At 64.5% G+C, this 21,822-nt stretch carries 19 protein-coding genes; 9 read left to right on the top strand and 10 right to left on the bottom strand.

Annotation, left to right across the window (positions count from 1 at the left end; translation table 11 throughout):
• Positions 1-70: 70 nt before the first annotated feature.
• Both XH92_RS31915 and XH92_RS31910 read left to right on the top strand, forming a co-directional pair.
• Complete coding sequence (locus XH92_RS31915; RefSeq protein ID WP_050629650.1) at positions 71-1,141, top strand: alcohol dehydrogenase; 1,071 nt, start codon at positions 71-73, stop codon at positions 1,139-1,141.
• 107 nt (positions 1,142-1,248) lie between these two features.
• Positions 1,249-2,331: an isocitrate/isopropylmalate dehydrogenase family protein gene (locus XH92_RS31910; protein WP_194455677.1), complete on the top strand. Its 1,083-nt coding sequence runs from the start codon at positions 1,249-1,251 to the stop codon at positions 2,329-2,331.
• 51 nt (positions 2,332-2,382) lie between these two features.
• Here the strand turns inward: XH92_RS31910 and XH92_RS31905 are convergent, their stop codons facing one another.
• The 4 genes from XH92_RS31905 to XH92_RS31890 are packed head-to-tail and all read right to left on the bottom strand — an operon-like array spanning position 2,383 to position 6,641.
• Positions 2,383-3,627 carry a hypothetical protein gene (locus XH92_RS31905; RefSeq protein WP_194455676.1) on the bottom strand — a complete coding sequence of 415 codons (1,245 nt, stop codon included), beginning with the start codon at positions 3,625-3,627 and terminating at the stop codon, positions 2,383-2,385.
• Positions 3,628-3,638: 11 nt separating this feature from the next.
• Complete coding sequence (locus XH92_RS31900) at positions 3,639-3,956, bottom strand: acyl carrier protein (RefSeq protein ID WP_194455675.1); 318 nt, start codon at positions 3,954-3,956, stop codon at positions 3,639-3,641.
• Complete coding sequence (locus tag XH92_RS31895; RefSeq protein WP_194455674.1) at positions 3,953-5,557, bottom strand: amino acid adenylation domain-containing protein; 1,605 nt, start codon at positions 5,555-5,557, stop codon at positions 3,953-3,955. The genes XH92_RS31900 and XH92_RS31895 overlap by 4 nt, the downstream gene beginning before the upstream one ends.
• A gap of 16 nt (positions 5,558-5,573) precedes the next feature.
• Positions 5,574-6,641: an LLM class flavin-dependent oxidoreductase gene (locus tag XH92_RS31890; protein ID WP_210345486.1), complete on the bottom strand. Its 1,068-nt coding sequence runs from the start codon at positions 6,639-6,641 to the stop codon at positions 5,574-5,576.
• Positions 6,642-6,897: 256 nt separating this feature from the next.
• On the opposite strand from XH92_RS31890, the gene XH92_RS31885 reads away from it, so the two are divergent.
• Complete coding sequence (locus tag XH92_RS31885) at positions 6,898-8,664, top strand: carbamoyltransferase C-terminal domain-containing protein (RefSeq protein ID WP_194455672.1); 1,767 nt, start codon at positions 6,898-6,900, stop codon at positions 8,662-8,664.
• 99 nt (positions 8,665-8,763) lie between these two features.
• Here XH92_RS31885 and XH92_RS31880 read toward each other — a convergent pair whose 3' ends face one another.
• The 3 genes from XH92_RS31880 to XH92_RS31870 form a co-directional block, all read right to left on the bottom strand.
• Positions 8,764-9,093: a hypothetical protein gene (locus XH92_RS31880; protein ID WP_194455671.1), complete on the bottom strand. Its 330-nt coding sequence runs from the start codon at positions 9,091-9,093 to the stop codon at positions 8,764-8,766.
• Positions 9,094-9,313: 220 nt separating this feature from the next.
• Positions 9,314-10,636, bottom strand: a complete 1,323-nt coding sequence (locus XH92_RS31875; protein WP_194455670.1) for a murein L,D-transpeptidase — start codon at positions 10,634-10,636, stop codon at positions 9,314-9,316.
• Positions 10,637-11,045: 409 nt separating this feature from the next.
• Positions 11,046-11,441 carry a helix-turn-helix domain-containing protein gene (locus XH92_RS31870; protein ID WP_094194089.1) on the bottom strand — a complete coding sequence of 132 codons (396 nt, stop codon included), beginning with the start codon at positions 11,439-11,441 and terminating at the stop codon, positions 11,046-11,048.
• Between the two features lie 569 nt (positions 11,442-12,010).
• On the opposite strand from XH92_RS31870, the gene XH92_RS31865 reads away from it, so the two are divergent.
• Positions 12,011-12,322: a hypothetical protein gene (locus XH92_RS31865; protein ID WP_194455669.1), complete on the top strand. Its 312-nt coding sequence runs from the start codon at positions 12,011-12,013 to the stop codon at positions 12,320-12,322.
• 50 nt (positions 12,323-12,372) lie between these two features.
• On the opposite strand, the gene XH92_RS31860 is transcribed toward XH92_RS31865, so the two are convergent.
• The 3 genes from XH92_RS31860 to XH92_RS31850 all read right to left on the bottom strand — a co-directional run bounded on the left by XH92_RS31860 (position 12,373) and on the right by XH92_RS31850 (position 16,701).
• On the bottom strand, positions 12,373-13,692 hold the full coding sequence (locus tag XH92_RS31860) for a dicarboxylate/amino acid:cation symporter (RefSeq protein WP_194455668.1): 1,320 nt from the start codon (positions 13,690-13,692) through the stop codon (positions 12,373-12,375).
• Between the two features lie 101 nt (positions 13,693-13,793).
• Positions 13,794-15,251, bottom strand: coding sequence for a sensor histidine kinase (locus XH92_RS31855; protein WP_194461513.1), 1,458 nt, complete (start codon positions 15,249-15,251; stop codon positions 13,794-13,796).
• A gap of 175 nt (positions 15,252-15,426) precedes the next feature.
• Positions 15,427-16,701, bottom strand: coding sequence for a serine hydrolase (locus tag XH92_RS31850; RefSeq protein ID WP_194455667.1), 1,275 nt, complete (start codon positions 16,699-16,701; stop codon positions 15,427-15,429).
• A 146-nt stretch (positions 16,702-16,847) separates the two neighbouring features.
• On the opposite strand from XH92_RS31850, the gene XH92_RS31845 reads away from it, so the two are divergent.
• From XH92_RS31845 to XH92_RS31825, 5 genes are all read left to right on the top strand, one after another.
• Positions 16,848-17,762, top strand: a complete 915-nt coding sequence (locus XH92_RS31845) for an intradiol ring-cleavage dioxygenase (RefSeq protein ID WP_194455666.1) — start codon at positions 16,848-16,850, stop codon at positions 17,760-17,762.
• A gap of 345 nt (positions 17,763-18,107) precedes the next feature.
• On the top strand, positions 18,108-19,424 hold the full coding sequence (locus XH92_RS31840; RefSeq protein WP_194455665.1) for a CmpA/NrtA family ABC transporter substrate-binding protein: 1,317 nt from the start codon (positions 18,108-18,110) through the stop codon (positions 19,422-19,424).
• A gap of 56 nt (positions 19,425-19,480) precedes the next feature.
• Positions 19,481-20,380 (top strand): nitrate ABC transporter permease, encoded by a 900-nt coding sequence (gene ntrB / locus XH92_RS31835; protein ID WP_194455664.1) that lies wholly within the window; start codon positions 19,481-19,483, stop codon positions 20,378-20,380.
• A 12-nt stretch (positions 20,381-20,392) separates the two neighbouring features.
• On the top strand, positions 20,393-21,187 hold the full coding sequence (locus XH92_RS31830) for an ABC transporter ATP-binding protein (RefSeq protein WP_194455663.1): 795 nt from the start codon (positions 20,393-20,395) through the stop codon (positions 21,185-21,187).
• A 115-nt stretch (positions 21,188-21,302) separates the two neighbouring features.
• Positions 21,303-21,728 carry a globin family protein gene (locus XH92_RS31825; RefSeq protein ID WP_194455662.1) on the top strand — a complete coding sequence of 142 codons (426 nt, stop codon included), beginning with the start codon at positions 21,303-21,305 and terminating at the stop codon, positions 21,726-21,728.
• The last annotated feature ends 94 nt before the right edge of the window (positions 21,729-21,822 follow it).

Below are 21,822 nucleotides of genomic sequence, written 5' to 3'. Positions count from 1 at the left end.
CTTGAGCGTTTGTCCCGGGCGGGCTGGCGTGGCAAGGTCCGCCTCAAGAACAAGCTTCGGGAGAACAGCGATGAAGAGTTTCCAGGTCGTCGATTTCAACGCCCCCTTGAAAGAAGTCGATCAGCCGACGCCGCAGCCGTCGGGCACGCAGGTGCTGATCAAGGTGAAGGCCGCCGGCGTCTGCCACAGCGACCTGCACATCTGGGAGGGCGGCTACGATCTCGGCCACGGCCGCAAGCCCCTGTCACTGAAGGATCGCGGCGTCTCGCTGCCGCGCACGATGGGCCATGAGACTGTCGGCGAAATCGTGGCCTTCGGGCCTGACGTCAAGGACGCCGACAAGGGCGGCCTCAAGGTCGGCGATGTCGCGCTGGCCTATCCCTGGCTCGGCTGCGGCAAATGTCCGACCTGCCTCGGCGGCGACGAGAACATGTGCGCGATCAAGCCGAATGCGCTCGGCGTTTATTGCGACGGCGGCTATGCCGATCACATGACGGTGCCGCATCCGAAATATCTGCTCAACCTCAAGGGGCTCGATCCGGTCACGGCCGCGCCTTACGCCTGCTCCGGAGTCACGACCTACAGCGCGCTGAAGAAGGTCGAGAAGGACCTCGACACGCCGATCGTGATCTTCGGCGCCGGTGGCCTTGGCCTGATGGCACTCTCGCTGCTGAAGGCGATGGGCGGCAAGGGCGCGATCGTGGTCGATATCGACGCCCGGAAGCGCGAGGCGGCCGAAGCCGCCGGCGCGCTCGCGACCGTCGACGGCAAGGCGCCCGACGCGCTGGAGCAGCTCATCAAGAAGGCGGGGCAGCCGATCCGCGCCGCGATCGACCTGGTCGGCAACGCCCAGACCTCGCAGCTCGGCTTCGACTGCCTGACCAAGGGCGGCAAGCTCGTGATCGTCGGCCTGTTCGGCGGTGGCGCGACGTGGGCGTTGCCGCTGATCCCGATCAAGGCGGTCACCATCCAGGGCAGTTATGTCGGCAATCTGCGCGAGACGCAGGAGCTGCTTGACCTGGTGCGCGAGAAGAAGATTCCGGCGATCCCGGTGACGCCGATGCCGCTCGCCAAGGCGAACGAGGCGCTGACCAATCTGCAGAAGGGCCAGCTCGTTGGCCGCGCGGTGCTGACGCCGTAGATTTCGCTGCTGTCATTCCGGGGCGCGAAGCAGACCCGGAATCCCGAGATTCCGGGTTCGATGCTGCGCATCGCCCCGGAATGACGATCATCTTTTCGGAGTCTCCCATGTCCGCCAACGACGCACTCCATATCGCAGTCCTCGGTGGCGATGGTATCGGTCCCGAGGTGATGGCGCCGGCGCTCGAGGTGCTGCGCAAGATCGAGGCATCGGCCGGGCTCAAGTTCCGCTTCACCGAGGCGCCGGCCGGCGCTGGCCATTACAAGGAGACCGGCAAGTCGATGCCGGAGAGCACGATCCGGCTCTGCGAGGAGGCCGATGCGATCCTGCTCGGCGCCTGCGGCCTTCCGTCGGTACGCTATCCTGACAACACCGAGATCGCGCCGCAGATCGAATTGCGCATGATCTTCGATCTCTACGCCGGCGTGCGGCCCGCGCGGCTGATTTCGGGCGTGCCGAGCACGATCGTCGGTGCCGACCAGAAGGGCATCGACCTCGTGGTGATCAGGGAATCGACCGAAGGCCTGTTCGCATCAATGGGCAAGGGCGTCGTCACCGAGAGCGAGGCGCGCGAGACGATGGTGATCACGCGCCGGACCTCGGAGCGGCTGTTCGAGTTCTCGTTCCGGCTTGCCGAACGCCGCAAGGCGCGCGGCCGCGTCGGTGGCGGACTGACCTGCGTCGACAAGGCAAACGTGTTCAAGGCGTTCGCGTTCTTCCGGAGCATCTTCGACGAAACCGCGAAGCGCCATCCCGACGTCAGGGCCGACCACCTCTACATCGACGCGACCGCGGCTGCGTTGGTCAAGCGCCCGTGGGACTTCGACGTCTTGGTGACCGAGAACATGTTCGGCGACATCCTGTCCGACCTTACCGCCGGTCTGATCGGCGGCATGGGCATGGCGCCGTCGGCCGATATCGGTGACCGCTACGCGGTGTTTCAGCCGTGCCATGGCACGGCGCCCGACATCATGGGGCAGGGCAAGGCCAACCCGACCGCGATGATCCTGTCGGCTGCGATGATGCTGGACTGGCTCGCCGACAAGCACGGGCTTGAGAGCGCTGCCGAAGCGGCTGAAAGCATCGAGCGCGCGGTCGACAAGGTCTATGCCGGCGGTATCAAGCCGTTCGAGTTCGGCGGCAGCAACGGCACCGCCGATGTCGCGAAGGCCGTGCTGGCAGCACTTTGACGGCGACGAGTCCAACCCGCCTCGTTCCGCCGCGCCGGCTGAGCGGAGCCATCACGGCAGCAGCGTTGCGTCGCCGTCGAACGGGCCGGCGTACCAGGCGCTTTCGTCTTCGAGGGCGCGAGCCAGGCCCTCGTCCGTCGCCTTGTAGATGAGCGGATCGGTCGGGTAAGTCCTGACGTAGGGATTCCATCTCATCAGGATCTGCCTGATATGTCCGGGCACGCCGACCAGCTCGAAGAGATGACCGCCCGAAGCGACCGCGTTCGCATAGGCCGCCTCGAGCAGCGCCTCGGTCACGTCTGCGTCATCCTGCTCCACCAGGATGTCGGCAAGCATCGACCGTCGCAAACCTGTCTCGCGGTCGACCGCATGCAGCACGACGGCATACCCCGCCAAGCGCTGAAATCGATGACAGCAAAGCACGGCAACCGTCGAAGAGCTCCCAGGGAGCGTGAAGTGCCACCTGAGAGAGGCGGCACTTCGGTCGGCCAACAACCGAGGGGCCTCGCCCAATTTGCGTCGCCACAGCGCTTCGAATTCGTCGCCGATGTCCTTCACATCGATTTCCGTTATTCCGGTCAGACAACCCCGTGGTCCGCGGCGGAGCGAATCCAAACGCATGGCCGACGAGGCAAGGAAAGCTCCAACAGACTCCATTCCGCTCCCGACGTCGAACTTCGTTGCGAGCACCCGCGCGAACTGATGGACATCCAGGATCCAGAACAAGATCTTGTCGTAGTCGGGGTCAGGCAACGACCTCGCGTGAAGGGCTTTTGATTGATTGACCACCGATGCTGTCGAGTTCGTGATGACAAGGAGCTCGACATCTCGCTGCCGAAAGAACGAAGCCAGCAGGCCGATGCAGCGGGTGCGGTACGCCGGGTCGATCACCAAGCCAGCGGCTGTCGCGGCGAATATCGTTCGGCTTTCGAGCCGGTAGAGCACGGGAATGTTTCCCTGGTACCCGACAATCCCCTGCTCGGTCTCCAGCACCCACCCCATGCTTGGCTGCGATTTGGCGGCGGCCATCGCGGGATTTTGTCGCCAGAGCCGATCCCAGTTCTCCGGGCTGTCTTTCGCAAGGCCCCCGCGTTCCTTCAGCCTCGCGACGCTTTCGAAATCCGCGAACCGGACCTCCCGCTGCTTTGCCGGCGCCAACGCGCTTCCGGAGAGCATTGCCGCTTCGGCTCGAGCGGACGCAGGACGACGCCGGCTTTTCAGGAGTCGGAGCAGGATATCGGCGGCGTGATACCTGGAGCGCGTCTGAATTTGCGCCGGCACACGGGTCCCGGCCATCAAAACCCTCCCTAGCCGTATGGCGGCGACGACCCGGTCGGCCCGTTTCGCAATCGACGCTGCGCCAATTGCTCCGACACGAACTGGCACAGCGGCCCGATCAGCGTCATCTGTTCGGGATCGAGATTCTCGAAATCGATCTCCCTGTCGAAGTGTTCGCCTGCCGCCATCATCATCTCGACGAAGGCGAGCGAATCGAGCGCCCCCGACAGCAGCAGGTCGTAGTCGTCGGGAAGATCACGCAGCGGGCGCTGTCCGCGGTCCTCCAGCTTCCGGTTGAGGAAAGTGCCGAAGAATGCGCGGACGTCGTCGGTGGTCGGACCGCTCATTGACTGTCTCCCAGAACCGCCGGCATGGCCTTGCGGTCGTATTTTCCGTTGGCGTTGCGGGGCAGCCGGCCGCGGAGGTGCCATCTTCGCGGGACCATGTAGTCCGGCAGCCGGGCGGCGACCGCCGCGCGAAGCCCGTCGAGATCAATCGGCCCGCCTTCGATAAGCACTTCGATGCCGCCATAGCCGCTCGGGCTGATGGGCCAACCGATCGCCACGACGCCATCGACGCCCGAGGCCTCGCGCACCACCGCCTCAATCTCGCCGAGCTCCACCCGGTGCCCGAGGATCTTCACCTGGGAATCCAAGCGGCCGAGATGGGTCAGGGGACCATCGCCGGCGGGCCGGCGCACGCGGTCGCCAGTGCGGTAGAACAGCTCTTTCCGACCGGGCGGGACGACGAAAGCCGCGGCGGTCTTCCCGGGATCCTTCCAGTAGCCGAGCGACATCTGCGGACCGCTCATCAGCAGTTCGCCGTCCGCGCCCGGCGCGACCTCGTTCAGGTGCTCATCGACGACGAGCACATCCATTCCCGGGAACGGCGCGCCGATCGGCACGATGCCCATCTCCGCTTCGGCCGGCCCGCGCTTCGGATCCCACCGGTAGCCGGTGCACGCGATGGTCAGTTCGGTCGGTCCGTAGATGTTCTCGACGACGCTGTTCGGCGCGGCCATCGCCCAGGCCTCGACGCTAGCGACGGGCAGCGGCTCGCCGCAGAACAGGCTGAGCCTGAGCGAGGGAAACCCTCCCGGCTTCAGCAGGCCGGACTGCTTCATCAGTGCGACCATCGAGGGCACCGAGAACCAGATCGTCAATCCCTGCTCGCGGATGTACCGCCCCGGATTGATCAGCGTCTTCTGCGAGGGGCAGCACACGCAGGCACCGCGTTCCCACGCTACGAACATGTCGGAAGCCGATAGGTCGAACGTCATGTCGAAGGTCTGCGAGACGACGTCCAGCTCCGTGATGGCGAAGCGATCCGCGGCATGGTCGACATAGGCTGCGACGTTGCGGTGTGCGACCATCACCCCTTTCGGAATTCCGGTGCTGCCGGAGGTGAACAGCAGATAGGCGATCGCGTCCGCGCGCGCGTCCGGATCGCGCCAGTCGGTATATCCTTCGAGATCGGCAGCGCCGACGACAGTGTGCCGCGGCCATCGTTCGCGATAGGGGCGCGGATCTTCGAGATCGGGCGCGATCACGAGCAGCGGCTCGTCGACGCCCGCCATGAGCGAGCCCATTTGCGGCAAGGATTCCGCGTCGACGATGATCGAGCGGCACTCCGAGCGGACGAGCATCGACCTGGTGCGCTCGACCGGGAAGGTACGGTTCAGCGGTACGTAGCCGTTTCCGGCCAGCAGCGATCCGAGCACGCCGGCGAACGCCGTCGGGCTGCGATGCGCGAACACCGCAGTCAGCGGCGTCCACGCCCCTTCGCGATGGGCCTGGATACAGGCCGCGATGCGGATCGCAACCTCGCGAAGCTGCCGATACGACAGCGACGTGCCTTGTGCGATGACGGCAGGACGGTCGGGAAACAGCTTCGCCGAGCGCAGGAAGCCCGTCCACAACCGTCGTGATCCGTCCGCGCGCAACTCCATCGAACGATCGCCTAGACTAGCCTGCAAGGCCCTGACGCGCCGGATCGCGAAGCGCTGATGACTTCAGACGCCGGGCCTTCGTCAGCGCCTGTCCGAAGACCTCGCCCGTATGGACCAGTTCCTCGCGGGTGGGTGGGATGTCCAGGATGAAGGTCCCGTAGCCGGCCGCGGCGTAGCGCGCGAGTTCGTCGGAGACGACCCCGTAGTCGCCGACCAGATACGGACAGAAGGTCTTGTAGTTCTCGAACGGCACCAGCCAATACGGCGTGTCCTGGGCGGCCGTCTCGGCCGCGAGATCGGACATCTGCTTGTGCCACGCCGAATCCGAGACCTTCATGGCCAGTTTGTGTGCCAGCTGCCCCTTCTTGTCGGTCGGGAAACGTTCATGCGCGACCCGCCAGGCCTCCTCGGCGCTCGCGCGGGCGATGATGCCGACGCGCACGCCCGACCCGACGCAGTCAGTATCGGCCTGCCCGTACTCTGCGGCCGGCTTGGGATACTTCACCGGTGTTGCGCCCAGCACCTTGGCGGCAGCGAGCCCGGCTTCCGAGGAGCCCGACACGAATATGCCGGGCAGCAATTCCCGCGGCAGTGGCGGGGTCATTCTCAGATTGCGGACGGCATGGAATTCGCCTTCGTGCGTTACCGGCTCGGCGTTCTCCAGCAGCAGCTTGATGATGGCGGTGTATTCGACGAGCCTCGCGTACCGCCTGTCGTGCGCCGTCGCGTCGCCGAGTGCCGCAAGCTCGGTCGTGTAGCCGCCCGCGACCATGTTCAGATAGAGCCGGCGCCCGTACATATGCGCAAACGAGCTCACCATCTTGGCGACGCTGTACGGATGCATGTAGACCGGCTGCACCGCCACCAGCGGACAGAGTTCCTTGGTGCTCTGCAGGATCACCTGCGAGACGAGCCAGGGATCGACCAGGGAATTTTCCGTATAGACCAGGATTCCCTTGCAGCCCGCCTCTTCGCTCCAGCGGGCGACGGCCTGCACCCGTTCGACATAGTCCGCCGACTGCACCGCGCCGGATTGCGGGCACGTGCTGAAGACGTCGAACCGAATGTCGGAAAACATATCCATCATCCACCTCCGTCCAAAAGGCGTCGAAACGCCGTGGCTGGTGGAGAACCGGGTCATGGTAGCAGATGCGTTCGTGAGCTCCCCCGACGCAAAGGTGGTACTCCGTCAAGCGGATGGGAACGAATGCTCCGCCAACTATTCGGGGGCGGCGCACTGCACCTTTTGCGGCCCTTTGATTGCTCCGGTTTCTCTGCAACGATGCCGCGCAACCTGTTCGAGTTTCCCTTGAGCGTGATCCGTCCAGGGGTTGTTGAATATGACGAAAGTGATCGGCATCAGTGGATTCGAGAACTCGATCCCCTTCAAGAGGAAGCACTGGCCGGGCCTGGAGGAGCGCGAATACCGGATCTCACAAGGCCACGATTCCGCTGCGGTGCTGGTGGTCGATGGCAGGATCGTCGCCGGTGCCGCCGAAGAGCGTTTCAATCGCAAGAAGCACACGGGTGATTTTCCGATCGGCGCTGTCAGCTACTGCCTGGACACCGCTGGCCTGAAGCCATCCGACATTGACGTGGTCTCTCACGGCTTCGACTATGCGCCCTACAAGGCCGCGTTCATGCTGGATCCGACCTCCGCCCGGCAATACAGGGAGGTGTTTTCGCGTGAAAAACTGCTCTCACAGCTGGATGAGCATCTGCCGGGATTTCCCGCCGGCAAGGTCCATCACGTCAACCATCATCTGTCCCACGCCGCCAGCGCCTACTACACCTCAGGATGGGACGAGTGCCTGGTGGTGGTGCTCGACGGCATGGGCGAGGTCCACGCCGTCACTGTCTATCACGCGCACGACAACGCGATCGAAAAGCTCGCGGAAATCACCGCCCAGGATTCGATCGGCATCCTCTATTCCACCCTGACGCTGCATCTCGGCTTCGATTTCAACTCCGACGAATACAAGATCATGGGGCTTGCTCCCTATGGCGATCCCGCCCGCCACCGTGCTTTCTTCGAGCGGACCGTGGAACTGCGCGACGACGGCTTGATCAGGATTCCGCTGCTCCGCCTCAACACCGAGCGAAAGGATCGCGAGACCTACGGCGCGACGCGACGCCATCTCGGCGAGCATCTGATCCCGGCTCGCGCGCCCGACGGCGACGTCACCGACGGCCATCGCGACGTCGCCGCGGCGCTGCAGGAATGCCTCGACAGCGTCATGCTCCACATCTGCGGTCATTTCGGCCGCAGCACCGGCCTGCGCAGGCTCGCGATGGCGGGCGGTGTCGCGCTCAACTGCACTGCCAACGGCCGCCTGCTGCAGTCCGGCCTGTTCGACGAGATCTACGTGCAGCCGGCCGCCGGCGACGATGGCTCCGCGCTCGGCGCCGCGCTCTGGTCGGCATCGCGCGACCGCGGCGTGAAGAACGTCCGCATGCCGGTGCCTTTTCTCGGCCCCGCACACGCGCAAACCGAGATCAACCGGGCACTGGCCGAAACCGCCGGCCGCGTCGAGATCACGCGCTTTGCGGATCTCGACGAGACCTGCGCGGCAGCGGCGAGGCTGATCGCGGCCGGACGCGTGCTCGGTTGGTATCGTGGACGGATGGAGTTCGGCCCCCGCGCGCTCGGACACCGCAGCATCCTCGCCGATCCCGGTCATCCTGAGATGCGCGACCGCATCAACGCGATGGTCAAGATGCGCGAAGCCTTCCGCCCGTTCGCGCCGGCGGTCAGCCTCGAGCAGGTGCATGAATGGTTCGAGGTCCCGAAAGGGCTCGAGCTTCCCTACATGATCATGACCGCCGACGTGCGCCCCGAGCACCGCGCCGCACTGCCGGCGATCACCCATGTCAACGGCTCGGCCCGCGTGCAGACGGTCGGCGCCAGGGACAATCCGGAATTCCACGCGCTGCTGCGGGCCGTCGGCCGGGCGACCGGCCGCGAGATGGTGCTGAACACGAGCTTCAACGTGAAGGGGCAGCCGATCGTCAACACGCCGCGCGAAGCCATCGACACCTTCCTCGGTACCGGCATCGAGTATCTCTTCCTCGAGAATGTGCTCGTCCGCCGCGCGGGGCAGACGTAGTCGGCACTGGCCGCCCGGCAACAGAAGCTGGCGGCGCTTTGTGTTCTCACCACGCTGTGGTGCGCAAAGGTGAGGGGGCCGAAGCCCCCTCGCTGACGATTAGCGCCGGTGTCCGCCGTGATGTCCGCCGCCGTGATGGCCGCCACCATGATGTCCGCCTCCGCCGTGATGACGGTGCCCGTGATGATGGCGGGGGTAGAAGTGCGGACGGTGATGCCAGCCGTGATGGCGCGGTCCGTAGCCGTAGCCCGGTTGCCAGTAGCAGCGGCCCCAGCGATCGCAGACCTGGCGCACCTTGTCGATATTGGACGTTTCGCCTGCGATGTGGCTGGCCTGCGGAAGCCCGTTCGGCATCGCCGACGCCGCACCGGACATCAAAGCTGCGCTTCCGAGCGCGGCCAGTCCAATAACGGCAAGCTTGATATTCATTGAGATCTCCTTGGTTGAAGCCTGAAAACGTCCACGCGGCCACTTCGTTGCTGCGACAAAAAGACAGGCAGGTGCACTTGGTTCCGGCGACGCCGGTTCAACGCAGGAAATGCGGGAGTTGTGAGGTCGCTCGATGCGCGGGCGACAATTGGCCGCGCGACAGAATGGCGAGGCGCAAACAAGACGTGATGACGTTTGGTCGCGCTTCGCGGAAAAGCGCCTACTGCGTGGTCAGCGGATGTTCGGCGGCCTTGTTGAAGAAGGCAGCTTCCTCCGCGGTGGCTTCAAGGAGTTGCTGGTCCTGGTCGTAGACATCGTTGCGGAACTGGATGGTCCGGTCCTTCGTCATCCACGCCGTGAGGTAGACCCAGGCCACCGGCACCTTCTTCAGCATGCGGACGTCCTGACGCTGCCCGGCGGCGATCGCGGCATCGATGGCAGCGCGGGTCCATTGCGGCTGGTCCTTCAGCAGCCATGCCGCGAGGTCGCGGACATTGTCGACGCGCGAGCAGCCATGCGAATCGAAGCGATAGTCGTCGTTGAACAGGCTGTGCTGATTGGTGTCGTGCATGTAGACCGAATAGGAGTTCGGCATGTCGATCTTGACCGCGCCGAGCGCATTCCATGCACCGCTCTGCTGACGCACCGTGATGTTCTGCGCGTGATCGCCCGACCAGTCGACCGAACGCGGATCGATCGGGTTGTCGTGGGCGTCGAGCACGTCCATGTGCATGCGCGACAGGTAGGTCGGATCCTTGCGCATATGCGCCGCGATCTCCGTCTTGGTGATCGATAACGGCACCGTCCAGGTCGGATTGAGAATGACGTCGGTGATCTCGGACGTCAGCGTCGGCGAGGGTTTCTCGGTCTTGCCGACGATCACGCGGTAGCGCCGCACGACCTTGTCGTCCTCGACGGCCTCGGCGAAGGTGGCGGGAACGTTGACCACGACATAGCGCTGGCCGAACTGGAAATCCATCTGGTCAAGCCGCTCCAGCGAGGCCTCGAGCTGCTTGATCCGCTTCTGCACGGGAACGTTGAGTGCAGCCAGCGTCCGCGGCGTCACCGTGCCGGTCGCCGCGAGCCCGTGGCGTGTCTGGAAGTGCTTCACCGCGTCGGCCAGGACTTCATCATAGGCGCCGGCGGCCTTGTCGGCGGCAAGGTCGCCGGTGATGATCAGACGCTTGCGCAGCAGATCGTCATTGGCGCCCTGGATGCCCAACGCAAATTTCGCGTCCGCGGGGATCGTAGGCCAACCGCCGCGGGCGGCGAGATCGGAATAGCTCTTCGCCACGTCGCGAATGCGTTGTGCGCTGCCCTGGTCGTAGGTTGGCTCGCGCGACAACGCGAGCGCGGCAGCCGATCGCGTTTCCGCGACCGAGGCCGACTTGGCCTGGCTTGGCTGGGTGGCCGCCGGTGCCGCAGCCGGCAGCGCATGATGAGGCGGGACCGGCGCAGTCGGGCCGGGCGCGCCCGCGGTTTGGGCGAATGCCGGTAGAGCCGCAAGCATCGTGGCTGCGACGACGAGTGTCACTCTCTGCATATCTCGATTCTCCGGACTGCGTCGCTTGCGCGAAAAATGGAGGGGGCGGCGCGTTCGTCCGGAGGTGATGATCTATCCCGAGACCGTTGCGTCTTGATTAAGTTTTGGTTGCGGTCGGAACATTACCGTGACCGTCTTGCCGGCCTGGGGCTGTCGCCATCGTCGGCATCGCGGCCGCACGACCTTGTGGCGCGCATCAACGCGGAGACCGCTCACGCGTTGTGCCGAAGCCGGGGGCAAGGACCTGGCGGCGCCGAACGGACAAAGAAAAAGCGCTGCCATCGCCGATGGCAGCGCTTCGATATCTTCCCGGTTCGACCGGCGCGTGGCAGCTCCATGACCGGCTGCCGGCCGATCCGCTCGTTCTGGTCGATCGCGCTCGCGGTCTCGCGACCGTACCGCGCTGCCGTCAGTCTTCGTTGGCGGCGATCGATTCCATCAGCGACACCAGCTGGCGCTGCACGGTCTGGTCCTTGATCTTGCTGTAGGCGCGCAGCAACCGGAGGCTGAACGCGCTGTCGAGGAACAGCAGGCTCTCGACTTCGCGGGCCTTGTTGTCGCCGTCGTAGAAGAAGGTCACCGGCACGTCCAGCGCGCTCGCGATCTGCTGAAGGCGGGCGGCGCCGACACGGTTCACGCCCTTCTCGTACTTCTGCACCTGCTGGAAGCTGACGCCCAGCTTGTCGCCGAGCTCCGCCTGCGAGATCTTCTGCTCGACACGGCGCAGGCGAATCCGCTTACCCAACTCAATGTCAGGCTTGCCGGCACTGCGCTGCTTCATCTTCTTTGCTGCTGATCTGTTCATTCTTGTGACCCGTCCTTCAAATCGAGAATCCCTGGCCCGGTCGGGTCAGGGACACGTTCATGATGTACCGCGTTAAGCTCGAGTGGATCGTCAGTTCGTCTGAACTACGAAATCCAAGAAGATCGCGGGATAGTATCCAAACGCACATGCGCATTGGAAACACCCAAGTACCGACTCGGTCGACTACCTGAAGTCGACCGCGCCAAGGTGTCTGTCGACACCCCGCCCTCTACATTTGGCAAAATATTGACCAAACCACAACTAGCGCGAGTTTGATCGACACAGATTTTGCGCGCATGCTTACTGGGCGGCATTGCACTGCTCCCGTAGTTCTACGGGCAGCCAATATTGTACGAGCGTCCTAGTATGGATGCAACCCCAGCTAGTGCATCCTGAGGTCGCGGCGACGGTCTGCGGTTGCTTGACTGAACCGCCGCGAAAACCAAAAGTTTGACGTAAGTCCAAGTCAGGCTTTCGGAATGTTGCTGGACAATTGCCTAAAAGTTCTGAATCATCGGGAACAATTGTGCGCCTACGGAAAGCCGGCGAACTCTGGCAGGAGAGGCCAAATGAAGCGGAAGAGGGGAACACCTCGACTCTACCTCGCGGCTTCGGGAGTGGAAGATATGCCGGTCGCAAATACGGAAGAACGGTTGCTGGCGCTGCTGGCAACCCTGGAAGAATGTCAGGCGTTTCTGACTGACCGGGCGAACACGGAGACGGCGCGGCTGTTGTCCCTTGCCATCCTCGAGCTTCGGATGGAACTGCACAAGGTGACGGATTCCGAGTTGAAGGCGCTGTGTGACATGATCGCGTCGGATGAGCCGGTGCAGGAACCGGTGACCAGGCAGTTGCCGCCGTATCTGCGGCTGATCAAGTAAGCCAGCGCCCCGCGCCGTGCGCGGGACGCCGCCGGGTTGTGTCGCGCGACTCAGCCCGCGGTGACGTCGACTGCCTCGGTGCCTTCAAGCACGCGGCGCGCCTTGTCCCGGTCCAGGTCACCTTCCCATGCCGCGACCACGACGGTGGCGACGCAGTTGCCGATCAGATTGCCGACTGCGCGCGCCATGCCGATGAACCAGTCGACCGACAGCACCAGCACGAGGCCGATCGCCGGGATGCTTGGCACGGCATTGAGTGTCGCCGCCAAGATCACGATCGCCGAGCCCGGCACGCCATGCGCGCCCTTCGAGGTGATCAGCGACACGCCGAGCACCAGCAGCAGGTCGCCGAACGATAGCGGCGTGTTGGTTGCCTGCGCGATGAAGACGACCGCCAGCGTCAGATAGATCGAGAACGCGTCGAGGTTGAAGGAATAGCCGGTCGGAATCACGAGGCCGACCACCGAATCCTTGACGCCGAAGCGCTCCAGCTTGCGCATCACCTGCGGCAGAACCGCGTCGGAGGATGCGGTTGCGACCACGATCATCAACTCCTCGCGCAGGTAGCCGAGGAACTTGAGGATATTGATGCCGGCAAGCGCCATCACGGTGCCGAGCACGCCGAGCACGAAGACCGCGACCGAGACGTAGAACAGCGCCACCAGCGACAGCAGCTGCTTCAGCGAGCCGACGCCGTATTTGCCGACCGTGTAGGCGACGGCGCCAAGCACGCCGATCGGCGCGAAACGCACGATCAGGCCCATGGCGCGGAACAGCACGGTCGAGACCGCGTCGATGAACGAGGAGATCCTCTCGCCCTTCTCGCCGCCAACCAGCGCCAGGCTGACGCCGAAGATGATGGCGAAGAACAAGACCTGCAGCACGTCGTTGCGCGACAGCGCGTCGAACGAGGTGGTCGGGATGATGTTGAGCAGGAAGCTGCCGATGCCTTCGCCCTTCAGCTTCTGCGCGTTGCTGGCATAGTTGCCGAGCGCCTTGGCATCCAGCGTCGAGGTGTCGATGTTCATGCCGTGACCGGGCCCGAACAGGTAGGCCAGGATCAGGCCGACCACCAGCGCGACCGTCGTCATCGCCTCGAAATACACCAGCGCCTTGACGCCGACGCGTCCGACCTTCTTGAGGTCGCCGGCGCCCGCGATGCCGTGCACCACCACGCAGAACACGATTGGCGCCACGATCATCGAGATCAGCTTCAGGAAGGCGTCGCTGAAGATCTTCAGCCCGATCGCGAAATCGGGCGCGGCCATGCCGATGATGATACCGAGCAGCAGCGCGACGAGCACCTGCACGAACAACGATGTGTAGAGCGGCTTGCGTGCAACTGTGGCTTCCGCTGCGATGGTCGACATGAACTCCCCCTGTCTCTGGCCGGTGTTCTGGCCGGCCGAACTCGTCCCATCTTAGCAACTTGCGTGCCAAGATGTCGCAGGTTTGGGGGGCATTTGCCCGGTCAGTCGGCGGTTTCGAGGGTGCAGGTCACCGTGTAGACGACGCCGTGGGGCAGGAAATCCACGCTGGCCTCGCCGCCGAGCTGGTCGCGGGCGCTGCGCTCGATCAGGCGGGAGCCGAAGCCGCGCTGCACCGGCGCCGTGACGGGTGGGCCGCCGGCCTCCGTCCAGATCATCCGGAGCTTCGGTCCGGGGCTCTCTCCGAGGATTTCCCAGTCCAGCGTCACCGTGCCGGTGTCGTTGGACAGCGCGCCATATTTGGCGGCGTTGGTCGCCATCTCATGCAGCAGCATCGACAGCACCAGGGCAAGCCGGGGCGACAGCGGCACGCGCGGTCCGAACATCCTGACCCGCTCGGATGCGTTCAAGAGATAGGGCCGCAGCACGCGGCTGACCACGTCCTGGAGGTCGGAGCCCTGCCATTTGTCGGTGGAGAGCAAATTGTGCGCCTCGGCGAGTGCGCCGAGCCGTCCCTCGAACTTGTCGCGCTCGGCGCGGCTCGCGCTGCGGAAGGTCTGCGTGGCGATCGATTGCAGGATCGCCAGCGTGTTCTTGACGCGGTGGTTGAGCTCCTCGATCAGGAGATCGTGCAGCATCTCGCCGCGCGCGATCGTGGTCGCCATCCGCACCGCAAAGCCGAGGCCGACCAGCAGCAGGACGCCGCCGATCACGCTGGTGATCGCCAGCGAGCGCCACAGCGGCGCCACCAGCGAGTTCTCGGCGATGCCAGCGGCGACGGTCCAGCCGGTTAGGCGCGATCGGGTGAAGCCCGTGATCAACGCCACGCCTTCGAGCGAGACGGTCGGCAGTGTCGCCTCGCTGCGGCGGAACATCTCGGCAAACAGCGTTGGCGAAGCCTGCTGCCCGATGGTCGCCTGCGGATTTGGCACGCGGGCGAGGTTGACGCCGTCGCCGTCGAAGATCGAGATGGTCCAGTCCTGGTTCAGGCGCTGCCTCTCGATCATGGCCTGGAACACCTCGATCGGCGGGCTGAAGGAGATGTCGTAGAGCACTTCGCCGTCGCGGATCACCGGTACCTCGACGGTGATGATCAGTTGCTGCTTCACCTCGCCGAAGAACAGGTTGGAGTATTGCGGCTGCCGCGTCGCAAACACCTTCTCGACGATCTCGAGATTGTTGCGCGGCGGCAGGCTCGCGGTGTCCTGCGTCAGCGAGGAGAACGCCTGGCGTCCGCGGCGGTCGGCCACCAGCACCACACCGTCCTTGCCGTATTGGTCGAGGAAGCCGGCCGCGACGCGGCGGAAGTTGTCGAAGTCGCTGTTGCGCAGCGAGTTGGTCAGCGCCAGCACCTGCAGCCCGCCGGTCATGCGCTGCATTTCCGCATCGAGCAGCAGTCGGATGCTGCGCGCCGTCTCCAGCACGCGCTGCGTGGCCGCCTGACGATCCCGCTGGTAGTTGTGGAAGACGATCCCGACCGCGAAAACGATCAGCGGCAACATCGTCCCCGTGACCAGAAGCGCGAGACGCACTGGCAATGTCAGTTTCGGCACGATGTCCCCGGGTCGGTGCCCATTTGCGGTGAGCGTAGGGGAGGCGGGAAAAGTCCGCCAAAGGAAATGACCGGCAATCTGAAAATTCCGCGGCGCACACCGTGCGCCGCGGAAGAACTTTTGGTCAGAGATTGCTCTCGGTGATCGCGGCGTAGACCATGGTGCGCAGCTCGCGCCGCAGCGGATAGGCGCTCGACGGCAGCACCTGGGTCATGAAGATGGTGATCAGCTCCTCGGCCGGATCGATGAAGAACGACGTCGTCGCGGCGCCGCCCCAGTTGAATTCGCCCGGGCTGCCCGCGATCAGCGTCTGCGCCGGGTGCATGGTGACGGCGAAGCCGAGGCCGAAGCCGATGCCGTTATAGGCGGCTTCGGCGAACATCGAGCGCGACATCGCCGGCAGGTCCACGCCGCCGGGCAGATGGTTGCTGGCCATCAGCTTCAGCGTCTTCGGGCCGAGCAGCCGGACGCCGCCGAGCTCGCCGCCGTTGAGCAGCGCGCGGCAGAAGGTCAGATAGTCGGCCGCGGTCGAGCACAGTCCGCCGCCGCCCGAGACCAGCGATGGCGGCGACAGGAACGAGCTGGTGGTCGGATCGTCCTGCAGCGTCAGCGTGCCCTTGCGCTCGGCGGCGAGCGGGTTGAAGCCACCCTGCGGGTCGGCGGAATAGCAGGCGGCAAAGCGGTGCGCCTTGTCTGAAGGCACGAAGAAGTCGGTGTCGTTCATGCCGAGCGGCATGAAGATACGCTCCTTCAGGAACTGCTCGAACGGCATGCCGGAAATCTTGCCGACGAGATAGCCGAGCACGTCGGTGGAGACCGAGTAATTCCAGGCCTCACCCGGCGAGAACTCCAGCGGGATCTTCGCCAGATCCTCGATCATGCTGTCGAGCGTGCCGGCCTTGATGACCTCGCCGATCTTCTTTTCGCGATAGGCGGCGTCGACATTGGAGCGCTGCTGGAAGCCGTAGGTGAGGCCCGAAGTGTGGCGCAAGAGGTCGACGATCTGCATCGGCCGCGTTGGCGGCCGGGTCAGGAACGCCGGCGCGGTGCCGGCGACGAACACGCCGAGGTTCTTCCATTCCGGAATGTATTTGGCGACCGGCTCGTCGAGTGCGACCCTGCCTTCCTCGACCAGCATCATGAAGGCGACCGAGGTGATCGGCTTGGTCATCGAATAGATGCGGAAAATGGTGTCGTCCTTCATCGGCGCCTTGCGCTCGAGATCGGCGAAGCCCTGGACGGTGGAATGCACGATCTTGCCGCGGCGGTAGATCAGGACCTGGGTGCCGGGAAAGCGGCCGGAATCGATGTAGCGGCTCTTCAAATGCGCTTCGAGGCGGTTGAGGGCGGTGGTCGACATTCCCGCGGATTCGGGCGAGGCGGGCGTGGGAGCTAACATCGGGGATTTTCTCCGGCTGGCGAGGCAGCCTTGATAGCCGAAAAGTGTCCGCTGCAGCAATCGGCTGCCGCTTACCGGCACCTGGCCGGTGGTGTACGGTCGCCCCTGCAATCGCGCCCTGAAGGGCCCTCAAGGGAAACGCCGAGATGACCCAGTTCAACGAAACCGAGCTCACCGCCGCCGTCATCCGCAGCTTCGACCAGACGCCAGATCCGCGGGCCAAGTTCCTGCTGCAGGAACTGGTGAAGTCGCTGCACGATTTTGTGCGCAGGACCGATCTCACCTTCGAGGAATGGGACCACGCCATCGGCTTCCTGACCCGCACCGGTCAGAAGTGCACCGACATCCGCCAGGAGTTCATCCTGCTGTCCGACGTGCTCGGCGTGTCGATGCTGGTCGATGCGGTCAACCACAGGGATCGCGGCGGCGCGACCGAGACCACCGTGCTCGGCCCGTTCTATGTCGGCGAGCACAAGGTGACGCCGCACGGCACCGACATCTCGGCGAGCCTGCCCGGCGAGCGCATGTTCGTGCAAAGCCGCGTCACCGATCTCGACGGCAAGCCGCTGGCCAATGTGCCGGTCGATGTCTGGCACGCGGACGACGACGGGTTCTACGACTCGCAGAAGCCGAGCTATGCCAGCGAAGGCCCGTCGTCGCGGGCGCGCTTCATCACCGATGCCGACGGCCGCTTCTTCTTCCGCACTATCGTGCCTTGCAGCTATCCGATCCCGACCGACGGCCCGGTCGGGCAGATGATCACGCAGACCAACCGGCATCCGATGCGGCCGGCGCATGTGCACTTCCTGGTCAACGCCAAGGGCCATGAGCCGCTGATCACGCATGTGTTCGTCGAAGGCGACGAGTACATCGATTCCGACGTCGTGTTCGGCGTGAAGGACGAGCTGATCGCCAAGGTCGAGCGGCGCACCGATGCTGTGATGCCGGATGGCGCGCGGTCGGATGGTCCGTGGAGCCTGATGACCTACGAATTCCGCGTGAAGCCCGGTGGCGGAATGGCGCCGGCGCCGCTCGGCACCAAGGTTGCCGAAGACGCCTGATCGCGATCATCGAAGGCGCTTGCCCAATTCTTGTGCGGCGCACAAGATTTAAGCGAATCGCAATTTTTGGCAGCGCGCGCAAGCTCCACGCGCGCTGCGACATGTTGCGCAAGACTTTGCAATAAAATCGATTTTTGCGGTGCGGTAGCTTGGCACAAGGCTTGAATAGTCAAGCCCCGACGCCATTGAAGCCGTCCCTCGAGGCCACCCCATCGGATTTCTGACGCCGCCAGACCGGGGCCTCCCCGGTGCATGCCCATTTGCGCCCTGCGCGCGTCGCCACCCGAAGGAGGGCGCTCGACGCAAAGCCGCATCACCGCAACGCAACGACGCAAAGGACGACCGATGACCAAGCCCACCATCAAGCCCCCGGGCCGCGCGATCAGCCGTCGCCGGCTCTTGAAGGCAACCGGCGGCGCCGCCGCGCTGCTCGCAGCGGCCAGGCTCAACTTCCCCGCCGGTGCATTCGCGCAGGGCGGGGGCCCGGAAGTGAAGGGCGCCAAGCTCGGCTTCATCGCGCTCACCGACGCCTCGCCGCTGTTCGTCGCCAAGGAGAAGGGCATCTTCGCCAAGTACGGCATGCCCGACGTCGAGGTGCAGAAGCAGGCCTCGTGGGGCACCACGCGCGACAATCTCGTGCTCGGCTCCGAGGGCAACGGCATCGACGGCGCGCACATCCTGACCCCGATGCCGTACCTGATCTCGGCCGGCAAGGTGACGCAGAACAATCAGCCGACGCCGATGTACATCATGGCGCGGCTCAATCTGAACGGTCAGTGCATCTCGGTCGCCAAGGAATATGCCGATCTCAAGGTCGGCATCGACACTGGGCCGTTCAAGGCGGCGCTGGAGAAGAAGAAGGCCTCCGGCAAGGCGGTGAAGGCCGCGATGACTTTCCCCGGCGGCACGCACGATCTGTGGATCCGCTACTGGCTCGCCGCCGGCGGCATCGATCCCGACAAGGACATCGAGACCATCGTGGTGCCGCCGCCGCAGATGGTGGCCAATATGAAGGTCGGCACGATGGATTGCTTCTGCGTCTGCGAGCCGTGGAATCTGCAGCTGATCCATAAGGAGATCGGCTACACCGCGATCACGACGGGCGAGCTCTGGGACAAGCATCCGGAGAAGTCCTTCGGTCTGCGCGCTGCCTGGGTCGACAAGAACCCGAAGGCTGCGAAGGCGCTGCTGATGGCCGTGATGGAAGCCCAGCAGTGGTGCGAGAAGGTGGAGAATCGCGAGGAGACCGCGGCGATCTGCGCCAAGCGGCAGTGGATCAACTGCCCGGTGGAAGACATCAGCGATCGCATGAAGGGCAAGTTCGACTACGGCACCGGCCGCGTGGTCGAGAACTCGCCGCAGCAGATGCGGTTCTGGAGCGACAACGCCTCCTATCCCTATCAGAGCCACGACCTCTGGTTCCTGACCGAGGACATCCGCTGGGGCAAGTATGAGGCCGGCTTCGACACCAAGGCGCTGATCGCCAAGGTCAACCGCGAGGATCTCTGGAAGGAGGCCGCCAAGGAGCTCGGCGTGCCGGCATCGGAGATCCCGACCTCGACCTCGCGCGGCAAGGAGACCTTCTTCGACGGCAAGGTGTTCGATCCCGCCGATCCCGCCGCCTACCTGAAGTCGCTGTCCATCAAGCGCGTCGACGTCTGATTTGAGGAGCTGCGCCTCGCGCGCGGCTCTCCCTTTTTCACGGAGATCATCTGTCAATGTCGATGCCTGCCATGAAGACCGAAGTGTCGGCGGTGGCGATTCCGCCGACCGCCCCCGCGCCGGTCGTGACCATGACGCCGAAGCGCCCGCCGCGCGCAGAGACCTACGCGAGGATTGCGAAGGAGACCGCGGTGCGCGTGGTGCCGCCACTGTTCGTGGTCGCGCTGCTACTGGTGGTGTGGGAGCTGATCTGCCGGCGAGCCGGCTCCAGCCTGCCGCCGCCGTCAAAAGTGTTCAAGGACACCAGGGAGCTGATCCTCGATCCGTTCTTCGACCATGGCGGCATCGACAAGGGCCTGTTCTGGCATCTTTCCGCCAGCCTCCAGCGCGTCGCCTACGGCTACTCGCTGGCGGCGATCGCGGGCATCGCGCTCGGCACGCTGGTGGGGCAATCGGTCTGGGCGATGCGCGGGCTCGATCCGCTGTTCCAGGTGCTGCGGACGATTCCGCCGCTGGCCTGGCTGCCGCTGTCGCTCGCCGCATTCCGCGACGGCCAGCCGTCGGCGATCTTCGTCATCTTCATCACCTCGGTGTGGCCGATCATCATCAACACCGCGGTCGGCATCCGCAACATCCCGCAGGACTACCGTAACGTCGCTGCCGTGGTGCAGCTCAATCCGCTGGAGTTCTTCACCAAGATCATGATCCCGGCGGCCGCGCCCTACATGTTCACCGGCCTGCGCATCGGCATCGGCCTGTCCTGGCTTGCGATCGTGGCCGCGGAAATGCTGATCGGCGGTGTCGGCATCGGTTTCTTCATCTGGGATGCGTGGAATTCCTCGCACATCAGCGAAATCATCCTGGCGCTGTTCTATGTCGGCATCATCGGCTTCGTGCTCGACCGGCTCATTGCGGGCCTCGGCAAAGTGGTGACCCGCGGCACGGCGGCGAACTGAGGAGGACCAGTCATGCAGGCCTATCTGAAGCTCGATCACATCGACAAGATTTTCACCCGCGGCAACGCTACCACGGAAGTTCTGAAGGACATCAACCTGACGATCGAGAAGGGCGAATACGTCTCGATCATCGGCCATTCCGGCTGCGGCAAGTCGACCCTGCTCAACATCGTGGCCGGCCTCACCGGCGCCACCAATGGCGGCGTGCTGCTGGAGAACCGCGAGGTCAACTCGCCGGGGCCTGATCGCGCCGTCGTGTTCCAGAACCACAGCCTGTTGCCCTGGCTGACCGTCTACGAGAACGTCAAGCTCGGCGTCGACAAGGTGTTCGCCAGAACCAAGAGCAGGGTCGAGCGAGACGCCTGGGTGATGCACAATCTCAGCCTGGTGCAGATGGCGCATGCCAAGGACAAGCGGCCGAGCGAAATCTCGGGCGGCATGAAGCAGCGCGTCGGCATCGCACGCGCGCTCGCGATGGAGCCGAAGGTGCTGCTGCTCGACGAGCCGTTCGGCGCGCTCGACGCGCTGACCCGGGCGCATCTGCAGGATTCGGTGATGGCGCTGCACCAGAAGCTCGGCAACACCATCCTGATGATTACCCACGACGTCGACGAGGCCGTGTTGCTGTCGGATCGCATCGTAATGATGACCAACGGCCCGAGCGCGCGGATCGGCGAGGTGCTCGAGGTACCCTTGGCGCGCCCGCGCAAGCGGCTCGAGCTCGCGAACAACCCTGGCTACCTGAAGTGCCGGCAGCGCGTGCTCGAATTCCTCTATGAGCGCCACAGCTTCGTCGAGGCGGCTTGATGATCACGCCGGCGGCAAACGCGTCCGCTTTGAACCGAAACGCCGGATGCGGCTACCAATGCTGGCATTTTGGAAAGTCATTTCAGAATTCATTTCAGAACCGAGGAGAGTTGAGATGAATCCGGCCCAAATCAAGCTGGTTCAGGAAAGCTTTGGCAAGGTCGCGCCGATCTCGGAGCAAGCTGCGGTCATTTTCTACGATCGCTTGTTCGAAGTCGCGCCAGCCGTAAAGGCAATGTTTCCCGCCGACATGAAGGAGCAGCGCAAGAAGCTGATGACGACGCTCGCCGTCGTCGTCAACGGGCTGAGCAATCTCGACACGATCCTGCCGGCCGCGAGTGCACTCGCCAAGCGTCATGTCAACTATGGCGCGAGGCCCGAGCACTATCCGGTGGTCGGCGGCGCATTGCTCTGGACCTTGGAGAAAGGCCTCGGCGCCGCCTGGACGCCCGATGTCGCCGCTGCATGGACGGCGGCCTACGGCACGCTGTCGGGCTATATGATTTCGGAAGCCTATGGCGGCCCGCAGGCGGCGGAGTAGGGCGGTCGTCGTCGGCGGCGCTTGCCGCGTGACGTCGGTTCCGCTGCGAGCGGAAACTCTATCCACGTCATTGCGAGCGAAGCGAAGCAATCCA

Origin of the sequence: Bradyrhizobium sp. CCBAU 53421, from assembly GCF_015291625.1 — a bacterium.
Classification (GTDB): Bacteria; Pseudomonadota; Alphaproteobacteria; order Rhizobiales; family Xanthobacteraceae; genus Bradyrhizobium.
The sequence above is the reverse complement of the archived record's forward strand: the minus strand, read 5'-3'. Positions and strand labels throughout refer to the sequence as shown.

Excerpts from the sequence above, each read along its gene's own strand:
- XH92_RS31915 (WP_050629650.1), top strand. The coding sequence starts at position 71 with ATGAAGAGTTTCCAGGTCGTCGATTTCAACGCCCCCTTGAAAGAAGTC.
- XH92_RS31910 (WP_194455677.1), top strand. The coding sequence starts at position 1,249 with ATGTCCGCCAACGACGCACTCCATATCGCAGTCCTCGGTGGCGATGGT.
- XH92_RS31905 (WP_194455676.1), bottom strand. The coding sequence starts at position 3,627 with ATGGCCGGGACCCGTGTGCCGGCGCAAATTCAGACGCGCTCCAGGTAT.
- XH92_RS31900 (WP_194455675.1), bottom strand. The coding sequence starts at position 3,956 with ATGAGCGGTCCGACCACCGACGACGTCCGCGCATTCTTCGGCACTTTC.
- XH92_RS31895 (WP_194455674.1), bottom strand. The coding sequence starts at position 5,557 with ATGGAGTTGCGCGCGGACGGATCACGACGGTTGTGGACGGGCTTCCTG.
- XH92_RS31890 (WP_210345486.1), bottom strand. The coding sequence starts at position 6,641 with ATGGATATGTTTTCCGACATTCGGTTCGACGTCTTCAGCACGTGCCCG.
- XH92_RS31885 (WP_194455672.1), top strand. The coding sequence starts at position 6,898 with ATGACGAAAGTGATCGGCATCAGTGGATTCGAGAACTCGATCCCCTTC.
- XH92_RS31880 (WP_194455671.1), bottom strand. The coding sequence starts at position 9,093 with ATGAATATCAAGCTTGCCGTTATTGGACTGGCCGCGCTCGGAAGCGCA.
- XH92_RS31875 (WP_194455670.1), bottom strand. The coding sequence starts at position 10,636 with ATGCAGAGAGTGACACTCGTCGTCGCAGCCACGATGCTTGCGGCTCTA.
- XH92_RS31870 (WP_094194089.1), bottom strand. The coding sequence starts at position 11,441 with ATGAACAGATCAGCAGCAAAGAAGATGAAGCAGCGCAGTGCCGGCAAG.
- XH92_RS31865 (WP_194455669.1), top strand. The coding sequence starts at position 12,011 with ATGAAGCGGAAGAGGGGAACACCTCGACTCTACCTCGCGGCTTCGGGA.
- XH92_RS31860 (WP_194455668.1), bottom strand. The coding sequence starts at position 13,692 with ATGTCGACCATCGCAGCGGAAGCCACAGTTGCACGCAAGCCGCTCTAC.
- XH92_RS31855 (WP_194461513.1), bottom strand. The coding sequence starts at position 15,251 with ATGTTGCCGCTGATCGTTTTCGCGGTCGGGATCGTCTTCCACAACTAC.
- XH92_RS31850 (WP_194455667.1), bottom strand. The coding sequence starts at position 16,701 with ATGTTAGCTCCCACGCCCGCCTCGCCCGAATCCGCGGGAATGTCGACC.
- XH92_RS31845 (WP_194455666.1), top strand. The coding sequence starts at position 16,848 with ATGACCCAGTTCAACGAAACCGAGCTCACCGCCGCCGTCATCCGCAGC.
- XH92_RS31840 (WP_194455665.1), top strand. The coding sequence starts at position 18,108 with ATGACCAAGCCCACCATCAAGCCCCCGGGCCGCGCGATCAGCCGTCGC.
- ntrB (WP_194455664.1), top strand. The coding sequence starts at position 19,481 with ATGTCGATGCCTGCCATGAAGACCGAAGTGTCGGCGGTGGCGATTCCG.
- XH92_RS31830 (WP_194455663.1), top strand. The coding sequence starts at position 20,393 with ATGCAGGCCTATCTGAAGCTCGATCACATCGACAAGATTTTCACCCGC.
- XH92_RS31825 (WP_194455662.1), top strand. The coding sequence starts at position 21,303 with ATGAATCCGGCCCAAATCAAGCTGGTTCAGGAAAGCTTTGGCAAGGTC.